This is a genomic window from Novosphingobium sp. BL-A-28-Hi1-0D (genome assembly GCF_055521755.1).
The window spans coordinates 66,476-91,171 of the sequence record NZ_JBVFVV010000002.1 but is presented as its reverse complement, the minus strand read 5'-3'; the positions used below and the strand labels follow the sequence as shown (position 1 = coordinate 91,171).

Sequence of the window (24,696 nt, the reverse complement as noted above, 5' to 3'; positions counted from 1 at the left end):
CAGATTGGCACTTCACCTGATCAAAGGAACAGGTCGCCGTTTTCGCCGCCCATGAGGACGTTGGCATAGTTGCGGGCGAAGCCGACCGGGTTGTTGGCGACGTGGGCGCGGGCCATGCGGACGTCGTGCCACAGGTCCTGGAATTCGCTGCCGGTATAGACCGAGCGGCCGCCCGCAACGTCCATCAGCAGGTTCATCGCCTCGATGCAGCGGTCGCCGACGAGGCTTGCCTGATAGCGGTAGCGGACGCGGTCGAGCATGGTCGGGCGCCAGTTGGCGGCCTCCATCTCGTCATAGGCGCGGACCATCACGGCGGTGGCTTCGTCGGCAAGGTTGGCGGCGCGGGCGATGCGGCCGAGCACGTCGGGGTCGGCGTTGCTCTTGGTCATGTCGGTGGTGGTCATCCCGGCGCGATCGCGCATCAGGGTGATGGCATGACGCACCGCGCCGATCGCGCTGGTGTTGACGACGCGCACGAAGACCTGCGCCCAGGGCAGGTCATAGACGCCCGGGCCCTGCCCGTGAATGCAGTTGAACCCGTCCATCTGCTTGTGGGTCATGTGGTCTGGCACGAAGATGGGTTCGTCGATGACGATGTCGTTCGAGCCGGTGCCCTGCAGGCCCATGGTGAACCAGGTGTCGTCGATGCGGTACTGGGTGTTGGGCACGAGGTGGGTGCGGTAGCCTTCGCCGGGGATCACGCCGCCGAGCAGCACCCAGTTGCAGTGGGCCGACCCGCTCGACCAGCCCCAGCGGCCCGAGAGCATCACGCCGCCATCGACCTTTTCGGCCTTGGCGCCGACCGGGTTGTAGGAGCTGGAGATCATCGCGTCGGGGCCGTCGGCAAACAGGGTTGCCTGCGCTTCTTCCGCCATCAGCGCGACCTGGTAGTTGTGGACCGCGACGATGCCCAGCGCCCAGGCGGTGCTCATGTCGCGTTCCGCAATGGCGATCTGGTCGAGGAAGAAGTCCTGCGGACGTCCGGCGTGACCGCCGTACTGCTTGGGCGTGAAGTGGCGGAAGAAGCCGTCAGCCGTCAGCGCATCGACCACCGGCTGCGCAATGCGCCGCGCTTTCCGGCCTTCGGCGGCATGGGCGGCCACCAGATCAAGCGTGGAAGCGGAAATGGCCATCGGTAGTCTCCCCAAATCTCGTGCGCACATGCCGGAATTGTTTTCTCCGCATATACGGCCTTTCAGCGAGTCATACTGTCTTATGCGTGAGATTGTAGCGAAAAAATCACGCAATGCCCAAAGTGACAGGGGAATAAGGACAATTTCTGCAAATCTTGAGGCAGCGCCTTCGCATAGCCGGGTCGCCACGCCGCTTTTGATCCACTGATTCGTAAAAATCATGATCATGGATTACGCATTGGATTGACATCAGCGCCCGAATCGTCGCAGATGCGCGGAAACGCCCGAAGGGTTGGAAGAGGAGGCCGTGATGGCGCAGGATTCGAACGTGCAGGACTTTGCAGGCCAGGTCGCCGTGGTGACCGGCGGCAGCGACGGCATCGGCCTCGCCACCGCGAAACTGCTGGCGGCACGCGGCGCAACCGTGGTGATCTGCGCCCGCCGTGACGACAAGCTCGAAGCCGCGCGCGCGGAGATCGCAGAGGTCGGCACGGTCGAAGCGGCCAAGCTCGACGTGTCTGACTTCGATGCCTTCACCGCGCTGATCGAGGACGTGGCCGCGCGTCACGGTCGGCTCGACATGCTGGTGAACAATGCGATGTCGGTGCACTACGCCCCCATCGGCAAGCTGACGCTGGAGCACTGGCGCAAGGACTTTGCGGTCAATGCCGATGCGGTGTTCGTGGGCACCAAGGCGGCGATGAAGGTCATGGGCAAGCAGGACCTCGAAGGTCGCCAGCGCGGCTCGATCGTCAACATCGCCTCGACCTGCGGGATCAAGGCGCTGGCCAACATGGCAAGCTATTCGGCCTCGAAGGCGGCGCTGGTACACTTCACCGCCGCCGCTGCAATGGAAGGCGCTCCGCTCGGCATCCGCATCAATGCGATCGTGCCGGGTCAGGTGCAGACTGCCGCGACTCAGGACTTCGAAAGCAAGGCACCCGATTTCGCCGCCGCCACCACCAGGGCGATCCCGATGCAGCGGGGCGGCGAGCCTGACGAGCTGGCCGAGGCCATCGTCTTCATGCTCTCGCGCAAGGCGAGCTACATCACCGGCACCGCGCTTCCGGTCGATGGCGGCAAGGCTGCGCAACTCTACATGCCGGGTTGAGGCACGACAGATGAAGCTTGGATTTTCCGCCGCCGACGAGGCGTTTCGCGCAGAGTGCGCCGACTGGCTGCAGGGCCAGATGGCGGGCGAGTTCCGCGATATCAAGGGCGTCACCCAGCTCACCGCCATGCCCGAGCGGCGGCGCGAGTGGGAACAGCAGCTGGGCGAACACCGCTGGGGCTGCATCGGCTGGCCGGAGCAGTGGGGCGGGCGCGATGCCAGCCTCGCCCAGCAGGTGATCTTTGCCGAGGAATATGCCCGTGCCGGGGTTCCGGGGCGCATCAACCACATCGGCGTGGAGCTGGCCGGGCCGACGATCCTGACCTTCGGCACTGACGAGCAGAAGCGCCGCTTCCTGCCCGACATCGCGGCGGGCAAGACGATCTTCTGCCAGGGCTTTTCGGAGCCGGGCGCAGGGTCTGACCTTGCCAGCGTGCGCACCAAGGGCAGGCTGGAAGATGGGGAATGGATCGTCGATGGTCAGAAGATCTGGACGAGCCTTGCCCACATTTCCGACTGGATCTTCGTCGTCACCCGCACGCAGGAAGGCTCGCAAGGCCCCAAGGGGCTGACCTTCCTGATGATGCCTTTGCGTCAGCCCGGCATCGAGGTCCGCCCGATCCGCCAGATCAATGGCGATGCCGAATTCAACGAGACCTTCTTCACCGAAGCGCGCTGCCCGGCCGACAGCCTGATCGGCGCACCCGGCGATGGCTGGAAGATCGCGATGGGCCTGCTCGCGTTCGAGCGCGGCGTCTCCACGCTCGGCCAGCAGATGGGCTTCCGCAACGAGCTGGACGAGATCATCAAGGCGGCCAAGGAGACGGGCAAGGACCGCGATCCGGTCATCCGCCAGCGCATCGCCAGCGCCGAGATCGGGTTGCGCCTGATGCGCTATGGCGCGCTGCGGATGCTCTCGAACTCCGACCATTCGAGCATCGACGGCGCGGCGCTGACCTACAAGATCCAGTGGGCCTCGTGGCGAAGGCGGCTTGGCGAACTGGCCATGGACGTGCTCGGGCAGGCTGGCGAAATGGCGGCCGGGGATGCCTATGAGTGGGACATCCTGCCCAACCTGTTCCTGTTCAGCCGCGCGGACACGATCTATGGCGGGACCAACCAGATCCAGCGCAACCTGATCGCCGAACGCGGGCTGGGCCTGCCGAGGGAGCCGCGCGGATAGCGGCACACCCTTGCCCCGATGCGTAGCGCGCTCTAGGCTTTGTTTACGCAATCCGGGGGGAACCACTTGGCCGACGACAAGCCCAACACGCGCCGTGCAAAGACTGCCGCGCTCGACGAGATCGACCTGCGCATCATCGAGGTGCTGCAGCGCGACGGTCGCGCGCAATCGACGGTGATCGGCGAGGAACTGGGGCTGACCGGCAATCTCGTGGCCAACCGCATCCGCGCGATGGAAGCGGCGGGACTGATGCGGGTGGTGGCGCTCGCCGACTTTCGCGTCCACGGCTATCGCCTGCTTGCGCGCATCCGCCTGCAGGTGAGCGGGCGCGCGCCGCTCGACGTGGCGCAGGAACTGGCGCAGCGCGAACACGTGCTTTCGGTGCACATCACCTCGGGCCGTTACCCGGTCAGCTGCCTCTATGCCTTCCACGCCGCGCGCGAGATGATCGAGGCGGCGCGTGACGTTTCGGCAGGGATCGCGGGCGTGGAGGACGTTGACGTCGAGCTGCTCAACACGATCTATCGCTACAATACTGCCGTGGGACCGCTTGCGGCATGAACGGCGTCTTTCCCCAGACCGACGAACTCGACCGCCAGATCGCCGAAGCACTGGCCGAGGATGCAAGGCTTTCGTTCCGCAAGATCGCGGCCGATCTTGGCGTGACCGAAGGCACCGTGCGCGGGCGGGTGAAGCGGCTGCAGAATGCAGGGCTGCTCAAGCTCGTGCCGATCATCGATATCGCGCGCGGGATGGATGCGACCAACGCCGGACACCACATGATGTTCGTGACGGTGAAGTGCGCCAGCGGCAAGCTCGATCAGGTGCGCGACGGGTTGCTCGCGCTGCCGCAGGTGCGTGCGCTCTACGATGCCAATGCCGCGCTGCGCCTGATCGCGGTCTGCGTGCTGCCGAGCCTTGACGAGGCAGCGGCAGTGACCAACCAGGTGCTGGCATTGGACGGCATCCGCGAGGCCGAGACCGAACTGGTGCTGCAGACGGTGAAATACAACGCCGCCATCGGCCCTATTGCCACGGTCGAGGACTTGCGCGGGATGGATAGCCTCAGCGAAGACTGAACAAGATCGCCGGTTCCAACAGTTATCCAACACACCCGTCACCCCGGCGAAGGCCGGGGGCCACGAGGGTGCGGCTTGGCGCTGCGCTGCTGGTGATCGATGGTGCGGTTTGGATTGCGAGGTTGCGTGTGACGCGCGGCCATGGGCCCCGGCCTTCGCCGGGGTGACGGGGTTGGTTTGGTGGCTAGGCTGCGTTGGGGGTCAGACCTTCGCCCGTCGCCCTTCCCAAGGCGCGGCCTTTTCCACTTGTCCGGCCAGCCGGAACAGCAGGCCTTCCTCGCCATAGCGGCCGGTGACCATGATGCCGATTGGCAGCCCGTCCTTCGACATGGCCAGCGGCAGCGACATGGCGGGTTGGCCGGTGCCGTTGTAGATGCCGCAGAACGCGGTGTAGGCGCCGACCTCGCGGCCCCAGTCCATCATCGAGCGCCCGGTATCGAGCCCGATGCGGCCGAGCGGCAACGGCGGGGCCGAAAGGGTGGGCGAGAGGATCACGTCGTAGCGTTCCATGAACTGCGCGATGGTGATCGCGGCGGTCTGGTAGGCGTTGTTGCCGCGCGCGAAGTCCATGCCGGAGTACGACTTGCCCATCGCGATCATGTCGAGCGTTGTGCGCTCGACCACGTCGGGGCCGAGTTCGATGCCGAGCAGCTTGGCCCGGTCCATGCAGTCCGCCGCAACCGACGAGGCCATGAGCGCGAAGCTGCTCGCGCCGATTACTGCCATGTCGATCTTGGGCGCGGCTTCCTCGACATGGTGGCCGAGGCTTTCGAGCAGCTTTGCCGCCGCCTTCGTCGCTTCCACGACTTCGGGATCGACCGGTGCGCCGGAGTAGGGTGAAAGCATCAGCGCGATGCGAAGCTTGCCGGGATCGCGGCTGACTTCGGCAAGGAAAGGCCGCTCCGGCGTGGGAGCGCTGTAGCGCGAGCCGGGTTCGATGCCGTGCGTCGCATCAAGGATCGCAGCGGAATCGCGCACGGTGCGGCTGACCGCGTGGTGGACCGACATGCCGCCCCAGCCTTCAGTGCGAGCAGGCCCCATCGGCACGCGCCCGCGCGAGGGCTTGAGGCCGAACAGACCGCAGGCCGAGGCCGGAATGCGGATCGAACCGCCTCCGTCGGTGGCGTGGGCTGCAGGGATCACGCCTGCGGCAACCGCTGCCGCCGCGCCGCCGGACGAGCCTCCGGCGATGCGTTCCGGGTTCCACGGATTGCGCGTCGGGCCTTTCAGCACGCTTTCGGTAGAGCCGGTGAGGCCGAATTCGGGCGTGGTGGTCTTGCCGAAGATGACGAAGCCCGCGCGCTCGATGCGACGTACCAGTTCCGAGGTAATGCTCGCGCGCTGGCCCTTGTAGAGGCGGCTGCCATTCTCGGTGACTTCGCCCGCGATATAGGTGTTGAGGTCCTTTAGCAGCCACGGCACGCCGCTGAACGGTCCTTGCGGCAGGCCCGCCGCAATGGCCTTGCGGCCATAATCGTAGTGCTTCTGCGCCATGAAATTGAAGCGCGGGTCCAGGGCCTCGGCCCTGCCGATGGCTGCCTCGAGCAGTTCGCTGGCCGAGACCTTGCGCTTCCTGACCAGATCTGCAAGCCCGAGGCTGTCGTGGGTATCGAGTACTTCGCTCATGGCGTGTGCATTTCCCGGCAGGCCGGCGGTCGCGGCAAGCGCGATTCCGCCGGCGAGGGCTTCCCTTCTGGTGGCTTTCATCACTTCACGTAGTACCGCGAATAGTACTTGCGGAACTGCGCGATGGGGCCGTCGCCCTCGCAGATCAGGGCGTTGGGTTCGAACTTCTGGCGATCCCAGATGACCTTGTCCTGATCGAACTGCTTGCAGATGTCGCGGATGATCGCCTTGGCAACGCCAGCGCGCTCGCCCTCGGCCTGCGCGCGGGGCTGGGTGAAGCAGAAGCGCACGTGGACATGGTCCAGCTCGACCGGCGTGATGCAGGCGACGAGCAGCGTTTCGGAAATGCCGGTGAAGCGCGTCCAGCTCTGGCCGGGGCCCATCGTGTCATAGCTGATCTGGCCATCGACCTCGCCCCAGGGCGTGCCCATCTTGGCCTTGACGTCGGCCCCGCGGCCCCAGTCACCCCAGCGCAGATCGCCCAGCGGCACGTTGGCGGTGCCGTGGATGTACTTGAAGTGGGCGACGTCGACGCCGTTCTCGGCCATGTTCTGGATGGAACCATAGACGTTCCATTCGTAGATGTCGTAATCGGTCCACTCGGGGTCGGTCGCCTCGGGCAGATGGACCACGTCGAACAGCGGTGCTGCATCCTCGGGGTGATACCACACCCAGATCCAGCGGTTGGCCTCGGTCACATGCCAGGTGCGGGTGCACTTGCGCTTCACCTGCGGCGGGATCGACTTGGAGTAGGGGATCTCCTTCACGGTCCCTTCCTCGCCGTCATAGCGCCAGGCGTGGAACGGGCATTCGAGCAGGTTGCCGTGCACCTTGCCGCCATGGCCCATGTGTGCGCCCAGATGCTTGCAATAGGCATCGAGCACGCGGACCTTGCCGTCCTCGCCCCGCCACATCGCCAGATCCTGCGAGAAGTAGCGCAGCGGCTTGACCTCGCCCACGGCAAGGTTGGCGCAAAGCTCGATCGGATACCAGCCGAACGGGAAGCCGATGTCGAGATTGCGCTCCTTAACCGAAGCACGGCCCGGAACCGGCGCGGTGCGCCAGTCGGTCAGGTCCTTGCCCTTCAGTTTCTCGAGAATCTGCCACACCGCGACGGGAGCGGTGCGGGCATCAGTTGCCACAGTATCGCCCATGGTTTCACTCCTGAATTGCCGGGGCGGGGGTTGTCTCCGCATTCCGGCGATCACTGGGGGGAGCAGACTTCCCGGCTCCCTGGGATATCAGAGCCCGAAGACCTTCATCGCGTTCTCGCGCAGGAACTTGGGCCATACTTCGTCCTTGAAGGGGACGTTCTGCATGTCGGACATGATGCGGTCGAGGCTGAGGCCCATCGGGAAGTACCCGGCGTAGATCACCTTGTCGGCGCCGCGCGTGTTGGCATAGTCGATGATCGCCTTGGGGTAGTGCTTGGGCGCAAAGGCGCTGGTCGAATAATAGAGGTTCGGCCACTTGAGCATGAGCTTGACCGCAAGCGCTTCCCACGGCTCGGCACCGTGGCGCATCACCACCTTGAGTTCCGGGAAGAACCAGCAGACTTCGTCAAGGTGCTCGACCTTCTGCGTTTCCATCGGAATGCGCGGGCCGGGGATGCCGACGTTCAGGAGGATCGGTAAGCCCAGTTCCTCGCATGCGGAGTAGATCGGCCACATGTACTTGTGGTTGATCGCCACCTGCGGCAGCGTGCCCGAAGGGAAGCACGAGACCGCCGAGAGTCCGACTTCGGCGTGGATGCGCTTGATCCGGCGGACTTCCTCGGTGCCGTTGTTGGGATTGATCGGCAGGTCGAAGAAGAAGCGGTCGGGGTAAAGCTCCTTGGCGCGATAGGACGTGTCGTTCTCGTTCCAGCCGACGAGGGCCTTCTCGACATTGTGCTTGTCCATCTGCGCCACGGTCCAGGCGAGGTAATCGTCCTGCTTGCCCGACTGCGGAATGTCCTTGAACATGTACTGCGCCGGCATGGCGAACTGGCCGAGCGTCTGCTTGTCCTTGATCAGGGCGCGGAACGGCGCGAACCACTCGGCGCGGTCCTCGGCGTCAGGGATGCCGAGCATGCAGTCGATGATGCCGATGTTGGTGGGCATGGCCATGTCATTGTTCTCCGGAAAGGGCAGGCCACAACTTGCGCAGGGCGATCTTGTCGACCTTGCCCAGCGCGTTGCGCGGCAATGGGGTGGTGGTAACGGCAACCCGGGTGGGCGCCTTGTAGCGGGCGAGGTGGCTGGCAACCCATTCGATCACGCCGGCCTCGTCGATGTCGGGAGCGATCACGACAGCGACCAGGCGCTCGCCAAGGCGTTCATCAGGCAGGCCGAAGGCGGCGCATTCGGTGAGGCCGGGGATCTGGCCGAGCACGCGCTCGACTTCGGCGCAGTAGATGTTCTCGCCGCCCGAGATGACCATGTCCTTCTTGCGGTCGACGATGAAGACATAGCCGTCCGCGTCCACCATGCCGATGTCGCCGGTGCGCAGCCAGCCGTCGTCGGTGAGCACGGCTGCGGTCTCTTCCGGGCGGTTCCAGTAACCCGACATGACTTGCGCGCCGCGCACCACGATCTCGCCGGTCTCGCCAGCAGGGAGGACCGCGCCGTCAGCGCCTTCGATGCGCACTTCGACCATCGGCAGCTTACGTCCTGCCGCAGCAGGCCGCGCCATGAATTCGGGGCCGACCGCCTGTGCGATCGCGCCCGAACATTCGGTCATGCCATAGCCGGTGCCGATCTGCGCATGGGGGCAGAGCGCGTGGACTTCCTCGACGAGGTTGACCGGCAGCGCCTGTCCGCCGCAGCCGATGTTGCGCAAGCTGGAAAGGCTGGTGCCGTCGATGCGGGCGCGGTGGAGGATGTCCCACAGCATTGTCGGCACTGCGCTGAACATCGAGATCTGTTCGGCAGCTATGAGGCGCGCGGCTTCCTCGGCATCCCAGCGGCGCATGATCACGACCTTGCCGCCGCCGAGGAACGGCGAGAGAAACCCTGAGCCAAGGCCCGAGATGTGGAACAGCGGATAGACCAGCAGCGAGGCCTGCTGCGGCATCTGCGCGATCAGGGCTTCGGGCGTCGTGCCCATTTGCGCGGCCATGTTGCCCAGCACGACCATGCCCGACATCTGCGTGGTCATCAGACCGGTGATGACGTTGCGGTGGGAAAGCACCGCGCCCTTGACCCGTCCGGTGGTGCCCGAGGTGAACAGGATGGCGCAAGGGTCGGTGGCCTTGGCCACACCGGCATCGGGACCGGTATCCGCCGCGCGGCGGGAGATTTCGTCGGCGTCGAGCGGTTTGGTCAGGTCTAGCACGCGGCCCTTGAACCCTGCCTCGCGGATGCCGCTGGCGCGTTCGCTGTCGGCCAGCACCACAGCGGGATCGACGTCCTCGAGCATCGCAAGGAGTTCGGGCCCCGAGCCGCGACTGTTGACCAGCACGGCAACGCCGCCGGCCTTCATCACGGCGAGGAAGGCGACGAGCCATTCCGCGCGGTTGCGCATGGCGATGGCGACGCGGTCTCCGCGCGCGATGTGCAGGATCGGCACGAGCTGGTCGCGCCAGGCGAAGAACTGGTCGTAGTTGAGGCGGCGTTCGTTGCCCGCGCTGTCGAAATCGACGACGCAGGTGCGGTCACCAAAGGACCGTGCGGATTCGATCAGCAGGTTCAGGTCGGGCGGGGCGGCGACGAACTGGCGCAGGCCGTCACGATCGCCGATCTCGAACGGGGAGCCGGGCCCGGCCACCTTGGCCAGCACCGGGTCGGCGGCGAGTAGGGCGTCAGGCGCGCTCATGCCGGGACCGGTGATGCATTGAACTTCTCCCATCGAATCGATGCAGGCCATCGTTTCACTATGGTCTATGACAGCATATGCGGATTTGAAAGCGATAAAATTTGCGCATTGGCTGTTTTCTGCCTCATTCTGCCGAATATGCGCAAGGTTTTGTGGCATGGTCTACGCAAATCTGGCAGGTTTGAGCGAAGCAGAGCGCAGCCGCGCCAGGTGCAAGACAGAAAATGGCAGGAGATTGAGGATGACGGACCGGTTCCCCGATGGCGCAGTGATCGTGTTCGGCGGCAGCGGCGGGCTGGGGCGCGGCGTGGCGCTGGAGTTCGCCCGCGAAGGTTCCGACGTCGCCATCGTCTATCGTTCGAAGCAGGCCGTGGCCGAGGAAGCGGCGGCGCAGATCGCGGCGATGGGCCGCAAGGTCACGATCCATCAGGCCGACGTGCGCGAGCGCGGACAGGTGCAGGCGGTGTTTGCCGAAGCGGTCGCTGCGCATGGCCGCGTGCACACGGTCGTCTGGGGCGCAGGGCCTGTTGTGCCGCAAGTCCACATCGCTGACTGGACCGAGCAGATGTTCCGCGATTCGATGGAGATCGAGGCTTTCGGCTTCAACAATGCGGTCCACACCGCGCTGCCGCACATGCGCGAGATGGGCGGGGGCAGCTTCGTCCATCTCGGCTCTGCCGGGCACGATTGGTGGCCTGCGCAGGACGGGCTTTCGGTCGCGCCAAAGGCCTGCAATGAAGCGCTGATCAAGGGCATCGCCAAGGAAGAGGGCAAGTTCAACATCCGCGCCAATTCTGTGCTGGTGGGCGTGATCGACGCAGGGCAGTTCAAGGTCCACAAGGAAGTGGGCACCTTCACCCCCGAATGGGAAGCGGCGGTGAAAGCCATGCTGCCGCTCGGCCGCTGGGGCGCGCCGGAAGATATCGGGCAGGCCGCCGTGTTCTTCGCCTCGGCGCGAGGGAATTACGTCACCGGGCAGACGATCTCGGTCTCGGGCGGGTTCGGTGTCTGAGCATCCGCTTGGGCCACATCCGCTTTCCCCGCGCGTGATTTCGCCCGATGAGGCGGCGACGCGCGCGGCCTTGCGCCACCTCGTCGACGCCTATGGCCACGGCATCGACCGCCGCGACTGGGACTTGCTGCGCACGCTCTATCACGACGATGCGGTGGACGATCACACGCCGTACTACTGCGGCCCTGCCAGCGGCTACATCGACTGGCTGCCGGAAATGATGGCCAACTGGCGCGCGACGATGCACACCGCGTTCACGCAGTTGCTGGTGATCGACGGGGATCGCGCCGAGGGTGAAGTGACCGCGCGGGCGTGGCATCTGACGCTGGATGGCGCGCGCCAGTTCGTCGCCTGGGGCCGCTATGCCGACCATTACGAGCGGCGCGATGGCGTGTGGCGCTTCGCCCGCCGCTCGTTCATTCTCGATCATGCCGAGGACCTGCCCGCCAACGTGGGCGATGATTTCGGTAGCGAGGGCGTTGGCACCGGGCGGGCGGGGGCGGACGATCCGGTCTATGCGCGGCTGGGGATGTTCGGGCGGTAAGGTCTGCGCTCCACCGTCATGGACCCCGGCCTGCGCCGGAGTGACGCCGATTGGAGAGACCGGAAGGCGCGCCGCAGACCACCAAGATGACCGTCGCCCCGGCGCAGGCCGGGGCCAATGACCTCACGCCACCGCGCTCCGTCCGGGTTTGCACACAATCTTGCCGGGCAGTACGCGCCAGGCTCGCGGTGTTGCACCTGCGCGATAGCGAATGGCCCCCGGCCTTCGCCGGGGTGACGATAACTCACTCGGGGTATATACGGGCTTTCGGTCCTTGAAACCGGCGTCGCCCCGGCGCAGGCCGGGGCCCATGACCTCACGGCACGCACGCCGCCCGAACGGCTGCGCAACCTCGCCGGATAGCTCACGTCACCGTTGCCGTGTCACCTCTGCGCGATAGCAAATGGGTCCCGGCCTACGCCGGGATGACGGTGGTTGAAGCTCAGTCGAAGTTTGCCTGTCCGCCATCCAACGGGATCGTCGCGCCCGTAAGATAGCCCAGATCCTGTCCGCACAGCGCGACGATGGCGCGGCCGATGTCCTCTTCCAGCTTGCCGATGCGGCCCAGGGGAATGGTCTTGAAGAAGGCGCGGGCTTCCTCGGGATTGGCTTCCAGCCAATACTTCAGCCCCGGCGATTCCGCATGCGGCGCGATTGTGAGGACGCGGATGCCTTCGCGGCCCCATTCGGCGGCGGCGGCGCGGGTGAGCGAGCGGATCGCCTGCTTGACCGCAGCATAGGCGCCGTAGCCGGTCATGTCCCAGCGGATGCCGGCCGAGGAGCACAGGTTGAAGATCGTGCCGCCGCCGCGGGCCGCCATGTGCGGGCGGGCGAGCTTCATCAGGCGGTGGGTGGCGAGCGGGCCGGATTCGAACCCTGCGATGAACGCCTCGTCGGTCACGTCCTCGAGCTTGCCGAGCGGCACTTCCTGCGCATTGTTGACGAGAATGTCGAGCCCGCCGAACGTGGCGACGGTCTGGTCGACCACCGCGGCTAGGTCGGCGGCGTCCTTGACGTTGCCAGCAAGCGGCAGCGCCTTGCCGCCGCGCTCGGCGATCATTCGCGCGGTCTCTTCCACCTTGGCCAGCGTGCGCCCGGTGATCGTCACGGCCACGCCTTCGCTCGCCAGCGCCAGCGCGATGCCCTGGCCCACGCCTTGCCCGCCGCCGGTGACCAGTGCGACCTTCCCTGCCAGATTTGCCATCGATCTCCCTTTCGATTCCGTTTCCCCAAGGCGTATAGAGGCGGATAATGCGTAGCAACAGGAAATAAACATTACGCGTAACCCGTTCGGGTGATGAGCCCGGATGCGCTTGCGAAGAGTGTATGGCCACAAGTTGCGAATTATCGGGATGGGAAGAGAATGACTGAGAACAGTGGCCAGCGCAGACTGCGCTATGCGGTGATCGGTGCAGGCATGTCGGGCGTGATGGCGGCGATCAAGCTGCTGCAGCGCGGCGATGCCGATTTCGCGGTGTTCGAAAAGGGCGCGGAACTGGGCGGCACCTGGCGCGACAACCGCTATCCGGGGCTGACCTGCGATACGCCCTCGCACGCCTACAGCTACAGCTTTGCCCTGAACCCGGACTGGAGCGCCTATTACGCGACCGGGCCGGAAATCCATGCCTACTTCAAGGGCGTGGCCGAGCGCTTCGGGGTGATGCCCTACATCCGCTTCAACAGCGAAGTGACCTCGTGCACTTTCGATGATGCGACCAGGACGTGGAAGGTCGGCATTGTCGATGGCTCTGCTTACGAGGCGGACGTGGTGATCGTCGCCACCGGCGTGCTGCACCATCCGAAGATGCCCGACCTGCCGGGGCTGGAAACATTTGCCGGAAAGGCCTTCCATTCGGCGCGCTGGGATGACAGCGCGGTGCTCGACGGTGCGCGGGTTGGCGTGATCGGCTGCGGTTCCACCGGCATCCAGATCGTCAACGCGCTGAGCAGCCGCGCGGCCAGGCTGGTCCACTTCCAGCGCTCGCCGCAGTGGATCATGCCGGTGGTGCAGTTCGAATATACCCCCGAACAGCGCGCCGCCTTTGCCGCCGATCCCTCGCTGATAGAGGCGATCCGCAACGATCCGCAGTACTGGGAAGCGGTCTATCGCTTCACCGAGGGCGTGACCGATTTCACCAGCCCGCAGATGCAGGAAATCGAGGGCTACTGCCGCCAGAACCTCGAACAGAACGTCCACGATCCGGAACTGCGCGAAAAGCTGCGGCCCGATTATCACGCCGCGTGCAAGCGCCTGATCTATTCCTGGGAATACTACGAGTGCGTCCAGCGCCCCGGCGTTTCGGTGGAAGTCGGCGCGATCGAGAAGATCGTTCCTGAAGGCGTGCTGATGAAGGACGGCACGCTCCATGAACTGGACGTGCTGGTGCTGGCCACCGGCTTCCGCGCCGACAGCTTCATCCGCCCGGCCGTGGTCACGGGGCGCGACGGACGTTCGCTCGACGACTTCTGGGCGACCCGCCCGACCGCGCACTATGCGATCGCGATGCCCGATTTCCCGAACCTGTTCATGCTCAACGGCCCCGGCGCGCCGGTCGGCAACTTCCCGCTGATCGACATTGCCGAGCGGCAGTGGGAATACATCGAACAGCTGCTCGAACCCGTCCGCCGCGGCGAGGCGCGCACGGTGGAACCGCTGGAGCCCGCCTATCAGGCCTACGAGGCGCGGCGGATCGAGGCGGCGAAGAAGACGATCTTCGGATCGGGCTGCACCAGCTGGTATCTCGACAAGACCGGCATCCCCGCAACCTGGCCCTGGGGCTACCACGATTTTGCCAATGCCATGGCCAAGCCGGTAGCCGAAGAGTTCGCCTTCGCGGCCTGATCCCATGGAGACCACCAAGCCGGAGGTGCCTGCCGAAGTCGAACAGGCCATTGCCACGCTGATCCGCTGGGCGGGGGACGACCCCGCCCGCGAGGGTCTGCTCGATACGCCAAGGCGCGTGGCGCGGGCATGGAAGGAATATTGCCAGGGCTATGGCGAAGACCCGGCGGCGCACCTTTCACGCCAGTTCGAGGAAGTGGGCGGGTACAACGAGCTGGTACTGCTGAAGGACATTCCGTTCCAGAGCCATTGCGAGCACCACATGGCCCCGATCATCGGCAAGGCGGCCATCGCCTATCTGCCGCGCGACAAGGTGGTGGGCATCTCCAAGCTCGCCCGCGTGCTCCACGCCTATGCGCGGCGGCTGCAGATCCAGGAGCGACTGACCGCGCAAGTGGCGCAGTGCATCTGGGACAACCTCAGGCCCCACGGCGTAGCAGTAGTGATCGAGGCGAGCCACGGCTGCATGACCTCTCGCGGCGTGCGCACGCCGGGTGTGGGCATGGTGACGAGCCGGCTGATGGGCACGTTTCTTGAAGACAACCGCAGCCGCAAGGAAGTGCTGAGCCTGATGGGCTATTGATGGCGGTCGTCATTCGGACTACATTCAGTCCGAATTTGGATGGAGCCGTGTCATGGGCCTTGAAAGCCGCATCAAGCCGATCAGCTACCTCAAGGCCAACGCTGCCGAAGTGCTGCGCGAGCTGAACGAGGGCGCAGAGCCGCTCGTCATCACCCAGAACGGTGAGGCCAAGGCCGTGCTGCAGGACGCGGCGAGCTACTACCAGATGCAGGAGACGATGGCGCTGCTCAAGCTGCTGGCGCTGGCGAAGGAAGACATGGACGAGGGCCGGACCTATCCTGCCGAGGGCATGCTTGACCGTATCACCGGTGAGCGGCCTGCCGATGCCTGAAGCGAGCATTCGCTATACCGAGCAGGCGCGGATCGATCTAAGGCAGATATTCGAGCAACGTCTGGCGCAGCGTGGCGCTGATGGTTGGGATGGTGCGCGGGCGCTGATTGCCGAGATCCTGGCCACGATTGATGGGCTGGCGAATTATCCCGAGCGTGGGCCGCAAGTCCCGGAACTCGACGATCTGGGCGACAAGCGGTGGAGGCAGGTGCTCCATGCGCCATATCGTGTTGTGTACCATCTGGACGATGGCGTGGTCACCGTCGCCTTGGTCGCGGACGGACGGCGGGATTTCTCCACGCTCCTGCAACGCCGCCTGCTCGCGCTGAAGCGCTAACCCGCCAGCGCGGCCTTGTCCCGCTCCAGCGTGCGCACGGCGCGCAGGGCGGCCCAGACGCCGATGTAACCGGTGGGGATGGCGACCGAGAGGCCGATGCGCAGGCCCTGCGGCCCCGCTCCGGCGATCCAGTCGGATAGTTGTCCCGCGACGACCGGGCCGAGCACGTTTGCGAACATGCTGGAGATCAGCATGACCAGCGCGGTGCCGGTGGCGCGGTGGTTGTTGGGCAGGATGTGCTGCAGCCCGGCCAGCACGCCGACCGACCAGCCTCCACCCATCAGGCCAGCGGGAATGGCGATCAGGCGGGCGACGGTCAGGTTGTCGCTCCATGTGACGAGCAGGATCGCGGTTGTTGCGCCGCCCAGCGCCAGCGCGGTCAGGCGCAGCTGGACCGTGGCGTCGCCCTTGCCGAGCCGGTCGGCCAGATAGCCGAAGCCGAGCACGCCAAGCAGCCCGGGCAGGCCGAACGACAGCGCGAAGGTGGCACCTGCAGCCTGCGTCGACAGGCCATAGGCGCGTTCGAACAGGGCCGGGGCCCACATCCCGAAGGTCACGCCCGAGAGCGAGCCCAGCGCCATGATCGTCGCCAGCAGCATGACCGACGGCGTGCCGATCAGCAGGCGCATCGTGTCCTTGAGCGCCAGCTTGGGCGCAGCGGTATCGACCGCGTCGCGCGCCGGTTCGCGCACGATCAACCAAGTCGCCAGCGCGATGACAATGCCGACCATGCCAAGCACGTGGAAGGCGGTCTGCCATGTGGACGTCGCAGCGATGGCGGGGCCACCGGCGAGGCCCGCCATCTGGCCGACATAGATTGCGGTGCCAAGCAGGGCGAATGCGCGGCCGCGCTCAGACGCGGGGAAATAGGCGGCGATCAGGGCGGCGGCGGGGGCCTGGTACGCGGCCTCGCCGATGCCGACGCCGACGCGGGCGAGCGCCAGCATTGCCGGGCTGGTCGCAAGGCCTGAAAGCAGGGTGAAGAAGCTCCAGAAGCCGCAGCCCATCGCGATGATCATCACGCGCGAGCGGCGGTCGGCGGCGCGGGCGATCGGCAGGGTGAAGACGCTGTAGAGCAGCGCGAAGGCCGGTCCCATCAGCGCGCCCATCATGGTGTCACTGATGCCGAAGTGCGCCTTGATCGGCTGGGCGAGCCCCGGGATCAGGAAGCGGTCGGCATAGTTGAGGACCGCCACCAGGACCAGCAGCGTCAGCGCCAGCCAGCGGTTGGTGAGGGGCTTGCCGCTGGCCGTGAAACTTGCGGCGGCAGTTGCCGGGATGGGCGCGGCCACGCGGCTCAATCCCGCATCTGCGCGCCGCCGTTGACGTGCCAGACCTGCCCGTTGACCCACGCGCCATCGTCCGAGGCGAGGAAGGTCACGGCGGCGGCGATGTCTTCAGGCTGGCCAAGGCGGACGTGCGGCACGGCGGCAAGGCCGCGCGTCACATACTCGTCGGTGAGGTGCTGCTTGACCGCTTCGGTCAGGACGAGGCCCGGGCAGATCACGTTCGCGCGAATGCCCTTCTTGCCGAATTTGGCGGCAACATGGCGGGCCAGCGCGTGGATCGCGTTCTTGGTCATCGGATAGGCGACCTGCCACGGCGCGCCGCCCGATGCCGCGCCAGAGGAAGTGTAGATCATTGCCCCGCCACCGCGCTCGATGATCTTTGGCAGCGCGGCCTGCGTGGCGAGGAAGTGGCTCTTGGTGTTGATCGCGAAGCTGAGGTCGAGAACGTCCTCGGGGCAATCGAGGATGTCGTTGTCACCCCCGGTGCCGCCGGCCAGGTTGGAGTGGTAGAAGTCCAGCCCGCCGTAGGTCTCGACCGCACAGGCGACGATTGCCGCTTGCGAGTCCGCCTGCGTGCCGTCAAGCTGCATGCCGGTGGCGTTGCCGCCGCTGGCGCGGATGCTCTCGGCCACCTCGTCGGCCCAGTCGCCCATCAGGTCGCCGATGACGACATGGGCGCCTTCCTCGGCAAGGCGCCGCGCTGTGGCTGCGCCAATGCCGCGCCCGCCGCCCGCAACGATACCGACCTTGCCCTTGAGGCCCTTCATCCCGATTCTCCCGTAATTGCAGATTTGCGGATCATATTGCCGCCGGAATTATGCAAAACTGCATATCACCAGATTTGTGAGTGCGCAATCGGTGTAATTTTGCGCCAATCATTCCGCATTGAGTGGGTCATTCGATTCGCGGCTCGCCGCTCCGGAGGCACCTGCAGGAGCGGTTTTTGCAACGTCGTTTGCGCTGAAAGCCCATGCAGGAACTCTGACAAAGCGCACAAATCTGCGCATAAAGACACGTTTGCGCATTTTGACTTGTCATCATCTACGCATTCGCTATGTTCCGCGGCGACAAAAGGTTTTGGGGGAGTTATGATGAACACCAGGAACTGCGCACACTTCGCCGTGCGCCTCATGCTTGGCGCCAGCCTCGCTGCGATTGGCGGAGCCGCTTTTGCGAACGAAGCTCCGGCCGATGCGGCAGAGCAGCAGGCTACTGATGATCAGGGCCAGCTCGAACAGATCGTCGTCACCGCGCAGAAGGTCGAACAGAACCTTCAGGACGTGCCGTTGGCGATCAGCGCGATCAGCGCCGAGAAGGTTTCCTCGCTCGGTATCCGCGATGCCAAGGACCTGACCGGCCTCGCCCCGAACGTGACCATCGTGCAGGGCACGACCAATGCCAATGCCGCCGTGATCTCGATCCGCGGCATTCCCACGCCCGCCACCGAAACCTTCGGTCTCGACACGGCAAACGGCCTTTATATCGATGGCGTGTTCATCGCCCGCTCGGGTGGCAGCGCGCTGGACGTCACCGACATCGAACGCGTCGAAGTGCTGCGCGGGCCGCAGGGCACGCTGTTCGGCCGCAACACCACCGGTGGCGGCATCGCCTTCATCTCGCGCGCACCGTCGAAGAAGTTCCGCCTCACCGCGCAGGGCGGCTATGGCAACTACAAGGCGTTCAACGGCCGCATCACGCTCGATCCGGGCGAGATCGCCGGGATCTCGACCAGCTTCACCTACTCGCACCGCCAGCGCAACGGCATCGTCGACAACCTCAACGAGCCCGACGATTCCCGCGATCCGGGTGCGCAGAACACGGATTCGTTCCGCGTTGCCGCCAAGGCGGACATCGGCGGAACCGGTTCGATCCAGTACATCTTCGACTGGAGCCGCACCGATGCCTCGCCGATCAACTTCCAGCTGACCAACGTTGCACCGGGCGGCGTGCGTCCTCCGGTGACGGTGGGTGGCGTTCCCGTCGTCGTTACGCAGCAGGCTCCGGTCGCACCGTTCCTGCAGACGGTGAACTTCCTTGACGCGCGCTGCGCCGCGCTTGCCACGCCAACCCGCGAATGGCGCCGTGAAGTCTGCAACGACATCAACAGCCGTTCGACCGACAAGGCCTGGGGCCACAACCTCCAGGTCCAGAACGACTTCGGCGCCTTCCACGTCAAGTCGACCACTGGCTACCGCTTCTGGAACAACGACAGCGTCACCGACCTCGACGGCATGGGTGCGTTCACTGCGCCGCGCTTTACATCGGCCTCGCTGCTGAACGGGATGCCGGCCGGCTTGCTGCAGTTCGTGCTGCCGAACCCTGCCTTTGCGCCCTTCGTGGCCGCAGCGCCGGTGCCGACAGTCCAGCAGAACCTGTTCGACACCAACAACAAGCGCCGTCACAAGCAGTTCAGCCAGGAAGTCGAAATCGGCAACGAGTCCGACAATCTCGACTGGGTCCTCGGTGGCTTCTACTTCTGGGAAAAGGGTTCGGAGTACAACCCGCAGAACAGCGGCTTCGTGCTCGACACGAACTCGATCTTCCTCGGCAACTTCGGTCCGCTCGGACCCTCGTTCGTCGCGGCCAACCCGGCCCGCTATCGTCTCGTCCAGACCCTCTCGGTGCTCGACTATACCGCGTCGGCTGAAAGCACCGCGATCTATGGCCAGGCGACGTTCTATCCCGGCGGCAAGGACAGCGGCCTTCGCCTCACCGCAGGCGGACGCTATACCTGGGACAACAAGTCGATGGTCCGCCGCCAGAACGGCACCACGCCGCTTGCCACGCCCGAACAGGGCCAGTCGAGCTTCAGCAAGTTCACCTGGAACCTGATGGTCGGCTATGACGTGAGCGACAACGTCAACGTCTATGGCCGCATCGCCACCGGCTACCGCTCGGGCGGTTTCAACGCACAGGACCCGTCGGTCGGCGGCGTGCTGCCTTCGTTCAAGTCGGAGAACGTGACCTCGTACGAAGTCGGCCTCAAGTCCGAACTGTTTGATCGCCGCGTGCGCTTCAACCTGGCCGGGTACTACAACGAATACAAGGATCTGGCGCTGGCCGTGCCGATCACCAACCTCGCGCCGGGAACCTTCGCCACGAAGATCACCAACGCGGGCAAGGTGACCTACACCGGCGTCGAGGCCGAACTGACCGCCGTGCTGACCGACAACTTCACCTTCGAAGCCAATGCCGGTTACGTCGACATCAAGTACAAGGAGTTCCTCGCAGGTCTCCCCGTCGCCGCAGGTCAGCCGCTGGTCAATATCGCGCAGTTCGCAACGCCGGGCTACACCTCGCCGTTCACCGCCAATCTTGCGATGAATGCGCAGTTCCCGCTGAGCGACAACGGCATGCGCCTGACCGGCCGCGTGAGCTATGCCTACGAAGACGGCAAGTACAGCTTCTCGAACGTGCTGGCCTCGCCCTTCAACGAAGCGCTCAAGGGCGAGAACCGCAACATCGTCGACGCGCAGGTCGCCATTGATCGCATCCCGCTTGCGGGCAGCGAGGCCATGGTCCGCTTCTGGGTCAAGAACCTGACCGACGAGAACAACCTCGTCCGCGCCATCGACTTCGGCGCGCTGGGCTACGGCGGCGGCTACTACGCCGATCCGCGCACCTACGGCGTGACCGTCGGCGTGAAGTTCTGATCGATTGGGGAGGATGGGTTCCGGCTTGCCGGACCCGTCTTCGGATAACCCCGCTCCTGCTCGCGCAGGGGCGGGGTTTTCCTTTGTGCTAAACCCCTTGCGTCATTGCGAGCCCGCGAAGCGGGAGAAGCAATCCAGAGCGGATTGCGTGACCCTCTGGCTTGCTTCGTCGGCTTCGCCTCCTCGCAATGACGGCGCGAGGCGTGCCCCTATCCCGAAATCGTGTACCCGCCATCCACGGCCAGCGTCTGCCCGGTGATCCAGCTCGCGGCGGGGCTGGCAAGGAAAAGGATCGCGCCGGCAATGTCCTCCGCCTCGCCCAGCCGGCCAAGCGGCGTGCGGGCAAGGGTGGGGGCGGTCCATGCGTCCTGCGCAAAGGTTCCTGCCGTCATGCCGCTGCGGGTAAGGCCTGCCGCCACCGCATTCGCACGCACCCCGCGCGGACCCCAATGCGCCGCCATTGTCCGGGTAAGCCCGACGAGGCCGGTCTTGGCCGCGCCATAACCCGGCACGATGGGAATGCCGAAGAAGCTCGACATCGAGGCGATCCCGATCACCGAGCCACCGCCCGGAACAGTGCTCTGCGCCAGCAGGTCGACCGTGCGCCGCGCCATGCGGAAGGCGCTGTTCAGCAGCATCCGCACGGCCCGGTCGAAGACGTCAGGTTCCCACTCGTCAAGCCCGAGCGACGGCAGCGCGATACCGGCGTTGTTCACCAGCACGTCGAGCCGGGGCAGCGCGGCGGCCACCGCGTCGATCTGCGCACTGTTCTCGACATCGAGCTGCAGGTAGCGAAAGCCCGAAAGGTTGGCGTCATAGTCGGCGGCATCGCCGCGCGTGCCGGTGATCGTGACCTCCGCCCCCGCCTCGAGAAACGCAGCCGCTGTCGCAGCGCCGATGCCGCTGGTGCCGCCGGTGACGAGAACGTGCGCGCCTGCAAAATCGTGTTTCGGTCCCATCATGCCTGCTCCACTTCAACCCAGCGCCCTTCCGCGGCCGAGCGGCGCGCGGCATCGAGGATGGCCTGGTTGGCCACGGCATCGCGGAAGTCCGCTGCCGGATCGGGCAGGGGCGGGCTGCGCCCCTCGATCCGCGCCTTCAGCTGCCCGAACAGCTTGGCATAGGGCGCGACATCGAAGCCCTGGCTGTGCCAGCGGTCCATCTCGCTCTGCACCAGTTCGCCAATGGGGAAGGGCGCAGGCGGCGGATTGACCAGTTCGGCGGGCATCTCGATCTGCCGGGCCTGCCCGTTCTCGTCGGAAAGCCAGACCTGCTCGGGATCGCCGAACGCCGCGCCCGACTGGATCCACGCTGCGCCCTTCGTGCCCGCGACCTTGCAGGTCATCACGAAGGGTCCGGGGAAACACATGGCCGCTTCGAGCACGCCCATGCAACCTGCTGCGGTGCGGAATTGCATGTTGTAGTAATCGTCCGAGGTCATCGCCGGGCGGCCGGGCGAGAGCTTGCGCAGGATCGCGCTGACCGCGACGATCTCGCCCACCGTGGCGCGGGCCTGATCGATCATGTGGGTGCCGAATGCGCCGAGGAAGCCGCCGCCCTGCGCGGCATCGGTCCACCATTCGGCGAGCGGCTCGGTAGGGTCACCGCCCGGCTGCTGGTAGATGCGGTGGAACATCAGCGGCTCGCCGATCGCGCCTTCGCGCACCAGCCGCGAGAGCAGCGCCTGCGCACTGTCATAGCGGAACTCCGCGCCCAGCGCATGGGCGACGCCTGCAGCTTCCGCCGCCGCCAGCATCTCGCGCGCCTGTGCGGTGTCGCGGGCAAAGGGCTTCTCGCACATCACCGCGCGGCCCGCTGCGATGGCCTGCATCACCGGCGTGTAGTGGGCGTGCGGCGGCGTGGCGACGGTGACGAGGCGGATCGCCGGATCATCGGCCAGCACCTGCTCCAGATCGTTGGCGGCCAGCGGAATGCCGAGCGGCGCGGCCCGCGCGCGGGTCTTCTCGAGATCGCGCCCGACAATCGCGCGCACTTCGAACCCGGCATCGCGCAGGGCGCGCACGTGGGTGAACAGGCCGAAGCCGGTGCCGACGACGACTGCGCCTATCGATGAATCAGTCATGTTGCATTCCTCGCTCTGGCCAGCAGGGCATTGGTGGATTGCGCCCAGTCGCGGGCGATTTCGGGAAGGCTCATCGTGTCCTGCCGCGTGTGGAACACTTCCACCCCGGCAGGCGCAGTACAGCCCATGGCGTCGAGCGTGCGGACGAGGCCGACGACATCGAGCGCGCCTTCCCCCGGCAGCAGGCGCGCGGTCATCAGTTCGGCCCAGGCATCGGCCATCGGCTCGGCAGGCGCATCGCACAGCTGGACCGCATGGATGCGGTGGCCGGGCACTCTCGCCAGTTCCTCGAGCGTCGATCCGCTGCGGAAGAAGTGCCACGCGTCCAGCGTCACGCCGCCATTGCTGCATCCCGCCGCCTCGACCACGGCCATGGCCTCGCCCAACGAGCGGATGCCGCCCGTCGGCAGGAACTCGATCTGCGCTTTCAGCCCGTGGTCCGCTGCCATCGCGCACAGCCGGGCAAAGCCTTCCGCCTGCTCGTCAAGCGATGCAGGCACCACCGAAAGATCGATTGCCGAGACCGACTGCGCACCGATCCGCGCGGCGGTGGCGATGATCGGTTCGGGCGTCAGCTGGCGCAGGAACTCTGCGAGGCCGCCGACGTGCTCCACCTGCGTCTGGTGCTCCATCCAGCACGCGGTGCAATCGACCTCGGTGATGACGAGACCGGCATCGGCAACCCGCGCGGCGATCTCGCGGGCGCTCATGCCCTGCGCTTCGAGGGCCCAGACATCGCTTGGCTGAATGGAGATCGCCCGGAACCCGGCCTCGGCAAAGGGCACCAGCCGTTCGAGCAGCGCAAAGCGAGAGACCGGCGCGGAGGACAGGACAAGGTCTGCGGGCGTCAGGACCATCGCCATCAGTCTACGAACTGGCCGGTGAGCACCGCTTGGGCCGGGTCAAGCGCGCCCAGGCCTTCGGCCTCCAGCCGCGCCAATGGCAAGCGCCAGAGCTGGACCGGCACGGTCTGCTCGGTCAGCACCAGCCGCAGCCCCCAGATCCCGCGTTCGTGGCCGTAAGAGTTGATCCAGTTGCCGCCGAGGCCCGGATCGCGCTCGGCAATCACCACGCGCACCCGGCCATCGGCCTCGGCAACGTGGCGGTAGTTGTTGATCCAGCCGTTGCCGTCCTCGAAGGTGTCGAGGTTCTCCTGCCAGATGTTGCACAGCTGGAAGTTCCAGTACTCGCATTCCGGCGGCGTAAACTCGAGGACAAGCGCTTCGTCCAGCCCCTTCTCCCACCCGCCGAACGCCACGTGCCGGTCGGGCACGCCGCCGTTCGAAAGGTACTGCGCGCGGCTGTAGTCGAGCCGGTTGAGGCGGGCGGCGAAGTTGCCCTGGGTGCCCTGCCACCAGTTGCGCACCAGTTCGGCGTAACCGACCACCGCCTGCGCGGTCCAGGCAAGGCCATCGGCGATCAGGGCAGGGCTGACGGGTTCGGGCGGCGCTTGGTCCAGCCGCTCGATGGTCATCGCAGGCGCGATCTCGCTGCTCCGGTCCGACCAGACGAGGCGGATCAGGATGCAGTTGGTTTCCGCCGAAAGCTGCAGCCAGTTGCGGCCCTCGCCCGGATCGTTCTGCGAAAGGATCACCTCGAAGCTGCCGTCCTCGGCAAAGGTCATCTGGCGCGAATGCAGGAAGCCGGTGGTCTTGAGGTTCGATGGATCGAAGCGATCCAGCCCGGCGAAGCCCTGCGGCGCCCAGTCCTCGGCCCCCGGCGCATCGGGCGCAGGACAGGTGCACAGCGCCATGACGAAGTAGGGGATCGTGCCGCGCGTGCCGGTGATGCGATAGTCGCGCGCCTCGTCGAACTGGCACATCAGGTGGTCCTGGTCCACCGTCTGGACGTTGATCGACTGCCGCCAGACCATGTCGCGCAGGCGCGGGCGGGTCGGCTCGGCGTTCTCGATCAGGCGCTCCATGCTGGACCGGGCAAGGCGGGTCATGAAGCGATACCATTCGGCGCGGTCGAGATCGGACAGCGGGCCGTCGAAGGCCTCGATATGTCGCCCGGCAAGCTTGAGCGTATCGCAGAAATCGTCCCAGGCCTGACCGGAAAGCAGGCGCTGGCGGGCAGTGTCGGTGCGGCTCAT

The 24,696-nt window shown here is 65.8% G+C and carries 23 protein-coding genes; 11 read left to right on the top strand and 12 right to left on the bottom strand.

Going from position 1 to position 24,696, the window contains the following annotated elements:
• Nucleotides 1-20 precede the first annotated feature (20 nt).
• Nucleotides 21-1,133 carry an acyl-CoA dehydrogenase family protein gene (locus ACZ1JW_RS18055; RefSeq protein WP_465143026.1) on the bottom strand — a complete coding sequence of 371 codons (1,113 nt, stop codon included), beginning with the start codon at nt 1,131-1,133 and terminating at the stop codon, nt 21-23.
• Nucleotides 1,134-1,443: 310 nt separating this feature from the next.
• On the opposite strand from ACZ1JW_RS18055, the gene ACZ1JW_RS18050 reads away from it, so the two are divergent.
• The 4 genes from ACZ1JW_RS18050 (at nt 1,444) to ACZ1JW_RS18035 (ending at nt 4,506) form a co-directional block, all read left to right on the top strand.
• The gene (locus tag ACZ1JW_RS18050) at nt 1,444-2,244 is read left to right on the top strand and encodes an SDR family NAD(P)-dependent oxidoreductase (protein ID WP_465143025.1); all 801 of its coding nucleotides are present in this window, start codon (nt 1,444-1,446) and stop codon (nt 2,242-2,244) included.
• Nucleotides 2,245-2,254: 10 nt separating this feature from the next.
• Nucleotides 2,255-3,427, top strand: a complete 1,173-nt coding sequence (locus tag ACZ1JW_RS18045; protein WP_465143024.1) for an acyl-CoA dehydrogenase family protein — start codon at nt 2,255-2,257, stop codon at nt 3,425-3,427.
• A gap of 66 nt (nt 3,428-3,493) precedes the next feature.
• Nucleotides 3,494-3,988 carry an Lrp/AsnC family transcriptional regulator gene (locus ACZ1JW_RS18040; protein ID WP_465126675.1) on the top strand — a complete coding sequence of 165 codons (495 nt, stop codon included), beginning with the start codon at nt 3,494-3,496 and terminating at the stop codon, nt 3,986-3,988.
• On the top strand, nt 3,985-4,506 hold the full coding sequence (locus tag ACZ1JW_RS18035) for an Lrp/AsnC family transcriptional regulator (RefSeq protein ID WP_465143023.1): 522 nt from the start codon (nt 3,985-3,987) through the stop codon (nt 4,504-4,506). Before ACZ1JW_RS18040 ends, ACZ1JW_RS18035 begins: the two co-directional genes overlap by 4 nt.
• 201 nt (nt 4,507-4,707) lie before the next feature.
• On the opposite strand, the gene ACZ1JW_RS18030 is transcribed toward ACZ1JW_RS18035, so the two are convergent.
• From ACZ1JW_RS18030 to ACZ1JW_RS18015, 4 genes are all read right to left on the bottom strand, one after another.
• Nucleotides 4,708-6,213 carry an amidase gene (locus tag ACZ1JW_RS18030; protein ID WP_465143022.1) on the bottom strand — a complete coding sequence of 502 codons (1,506 nt, stop codon included), beginning with the start codon at nt 6,211-6,213 and terminating at the stop codon, nt 4,708-4,710.
• Nucleotides 6,213-7,286, bottom strand: coding sequence for a Rieske 2Fe-2S domain-containing protein (locus tag ACZ1JW_RS18025; RefSeq protein WP_465126672.1), 1,074 nt, complete (start codon nt 7,284-7,286; stop codon nt 6,213-6,215). The genes ACZ1JW_RS18030 and ACZ1JW_RS18025 overlap by 1 nt, the downstream gene beginning before the upstream one ends.
• A gap of 87 nt (nt 7,287-7,373) precedes the next feature.
• Nucleotides 7,374-8,240 carry an amidohydrolase family protein gene (locus tag ACZ1JW_RS18020; protein ID WP_465126671.1) on the bottom strand — a complete coding sequence of 289 codons (867 nt, stop codon included), beginning with the start codon at nt 8,238-8,240 and terminating at the stop codon, nt 7,374-7,376.
• Nucleotide 8,241: 1 nt separating this feature from the next.
• A complete protein-coding gene (locus tag ACZ1JW_RS18015; protein WP_465143021.1) occupies nt 8,242-9,960 on the bottom strand; it encodes a class I adenylate-forming enzyme family protein in 1,719 nt (572 codons plus the stop codon).
• Nucleotides 9,961-10,168: 208 nt separating this feature from the next.
• Here ACZ1JW_RS18015 and ACZ1JW_RS18010 point away from each other — a divergent pair, with 208 nt between their 5' ends.
• Both ACZ1JW_RS18010 and ACZ1JW_RS18005 read left to right on the top strand, forming a co-directional pair.
• Nucleotides 10,169-10,939, top strand: coding sequence for an SDR family NAD(P)-dependent oxidoreductase (locus ACZ1JW_RS18010; protein WP_465143020.1), 771 nt, complete (start codon nt 10,169-10,171; stop codon nt 10,937-10,939).
• A complete protein-coding gene (locus ACZ1JW_RS18005; protein ID WP_465143019.1) occupies nt 10,932-11,483 on the top strand; it encodes a nuclear transport factor 2 family protein in 552 nt (183 codons plus the stop codon). The genes ACZ1JW_RS18010 and ACZ1JW_RS18005 overlap by 8 nt, the downstream gene beginning before the upstream one ends.
• Nucleotides 11,484-11,925: 442 nt before the next feature.
• On the opposite strand, the gene ACZ1JW_RS18000 is transcribed toward ACZ1JW_RS18005, so the two are convergent.
• On the bottom strand, nt 11,926-12,687 hold the full coding sequence (locus ACZ1JW_RS18000; protein ID WP_465143018.1) for an SDR family NAD(P)-dependent oxidoreductase: 762 nt from the start codon (nt 12,685-12,687) through the stop codon (nt 11,926-11,928).
• A gap of 159 nt (nt 12,688-12,846) precedes the next feature.
• On the opposite strand from ACZ1JW_RS18000, the gene ACZ1JW_RS17995 reads away from it, so the two are divergent.
• From ACZ1JW_RS17995 to ACZ1JW_RS17980, 4 genes are read left to right on the top strand one after another with little or no spacing between them, the layout of a single operon-like run.
• Nucleotides 12,847-14,325, top strand: a complete 1,479-nt coding sequence (locus ACZ1JW_RS17995) for a flavin-containing monooxygenase (protein WP_465143017.1) — start codon at nt 12,847-12,849, stop codon at nt 14,323-14,325.
• 4 nt (nt 14,326-14,329) lie between these two features.
• Complete coding sequence (folE, locus tag ACZ1JW_RS17990; RefSeq protein WP_465143016.1) at nt 14,330-14,908, top strand: GTP cyclohydrolase I FolE; 579 nt, start codon at nt 14,330-14,332, stop codon at nt 14,906-14,908.
• Nucleotides 14,909-14,960: 52 nt separating this feature from the next.
• A complete protein-coding gene (locus ACZ1JW_RS17985; RefSeq protein WP_465126664.1) occupies nt 14,961-15,239 on the top strand; it encodes a type II toxin-antitoxin system Phd/YefM family antitoxin in 279 nt (92 codons plus the stop codon).
• Nucleotides 15,217-15,576: a type II toxin-antitoxin system RelE/ParE family toxin gene (locus tag ACZ1JW_RS17980; RefSeq protein WP_465126663.1), complete on the top strand. Its 360-nt coding sequence runs from the start codon at nt 15,217-15,219 to the stop codon at nt 15,574-15,576. Before ACZ1JW_RS17985 ends, ACZ1JW_RS17980 begins: the two co-directional genes overlap by 23 nt.
• On the opposite strand, the gene ACZ1JW_RS17975 is transcribed toward ACZ1JW_RS17980, so the two are convergent.
• Together ACZ1JW_RS17975 and ACZ1JW_RS17970 are read right to left on the bottom strand one after the other, a co-directional pair.
• Nucleotides 15,573-16,868 (bottom strand): MFS transporter, encoded by a 1,296-nt coding sequence (locus tag ACZ1JW_RS17975; RefSeq protein ID WP_465126662.1) that lies wholly within the window; start codon nt 16,866-16,868, stop codon nt 15,573-15,575. The genes ACZ1JW_RS17980 and ACZ1JW_RS17975 overlap by 4 nt on opposite strands.
• 5 nt (nt 16,869-16,873) lie before the next feature.
• Nucleotides 16,874-17,632, bottom strand: a complete 759-nt coding sequence (locus ACZ1JW_RS17970; RefSeq protein WP_465126661.1) for an SDR family NAD(P)-dependent oxidoreductase — start codon at nt 17,630-17,632, stop codon at nt 16,874-16,876.
• A 321-nt stretch (nt 17,633-17,953) separates the two neighbouring features.
• Between ACZ1JW_RS17970 and ACZ1JW_RS17965 the strand changes: the two genes are divergently transcribed.
• Nucleotides 17,954-20,518, top strand: coding sequence for a TonB-dependent receptor (locus ACZ1JW_RS17965; protein ID WP_465126660.1), 2,565 nt, complete (start codon nt 17,954-17,956; stop codon nt 20,516-20,518).
• Between the two features lie 209 nt (nt 20,519-20,727).
• Here the strand turns inward: ACZ1JW_RS17965 and ACZ1JW_RS17960 are convergent, their stop codons facing one another.
• Genes ACZ1JW_RS17960 through ACZ1JW_RS17945 form a run of 4 tightly spaced genes read right to left on the bottom strand, consistent with a single transcriptional unit; the run spans nt 20,728 to nt 24,696 of the window.
• Complete coding sequence (locus ACZ1JW_RS17960; protein ID WP_465143110.1) at nt 20,728-21,477, bottom strand: SDR family NAD(P)-dependent oxidoreductase; 750 nt, start codon at nt 21,475-21,477, stop codon at nt 20,728-20,730.
• The gene (locus tag ACZ1JW_RS17955) at nt 21,477-22,601 is read right to left on the bottom strand and encodes a Gfo/Idh/MocA family protein (protein ID WP_465143015.1); all 1,125 of its coding nucleotides are present in this window, start codon (nt 22,599-22,601) and stop codon (nt 21,477-21,479) included. Before ACZ1JW_RS17955 ends, ACZ1JW_RS17960 begins: the two co-directional genes overlap by 1 nt.
• Nucleotides 22,598-23,464 carry a sugar phosphate isomerase/epimerase family protein gene (locus tag ACZ1JW_RS17950; RefSeq protein ID WP_465143014.1) on the bottom strand — a complete coding sequence of 289 codons (867 nt, stop codon included), beginning with the start codon at nt 23,462-23,464 and terminating at the stop codon, nt 22,598-22,600. Before ACZ1JW_RS17950 ends, ACZ1JW_RS17955 begins: the two co-directional genes overlap by 4 nt.
• Nucleotides 23,464-24,696 carry a DUF1214 domain-containing protein gene (locus tag ACZ1JW_RS17945; protein ID WP_465143013.1) on the bottom strand — a complete coding sequence of 411 codons (1,233 nt, stop codon included), beginning with the start codon at nt 24,694-24,696 and terminating at the stop codon, nt 23,464-23,466. The genes ACZ1JW_RS17950 and ACZ1JW_RS17945 overlap by 1 nt, the downstream gene beginning before the upstream one ends.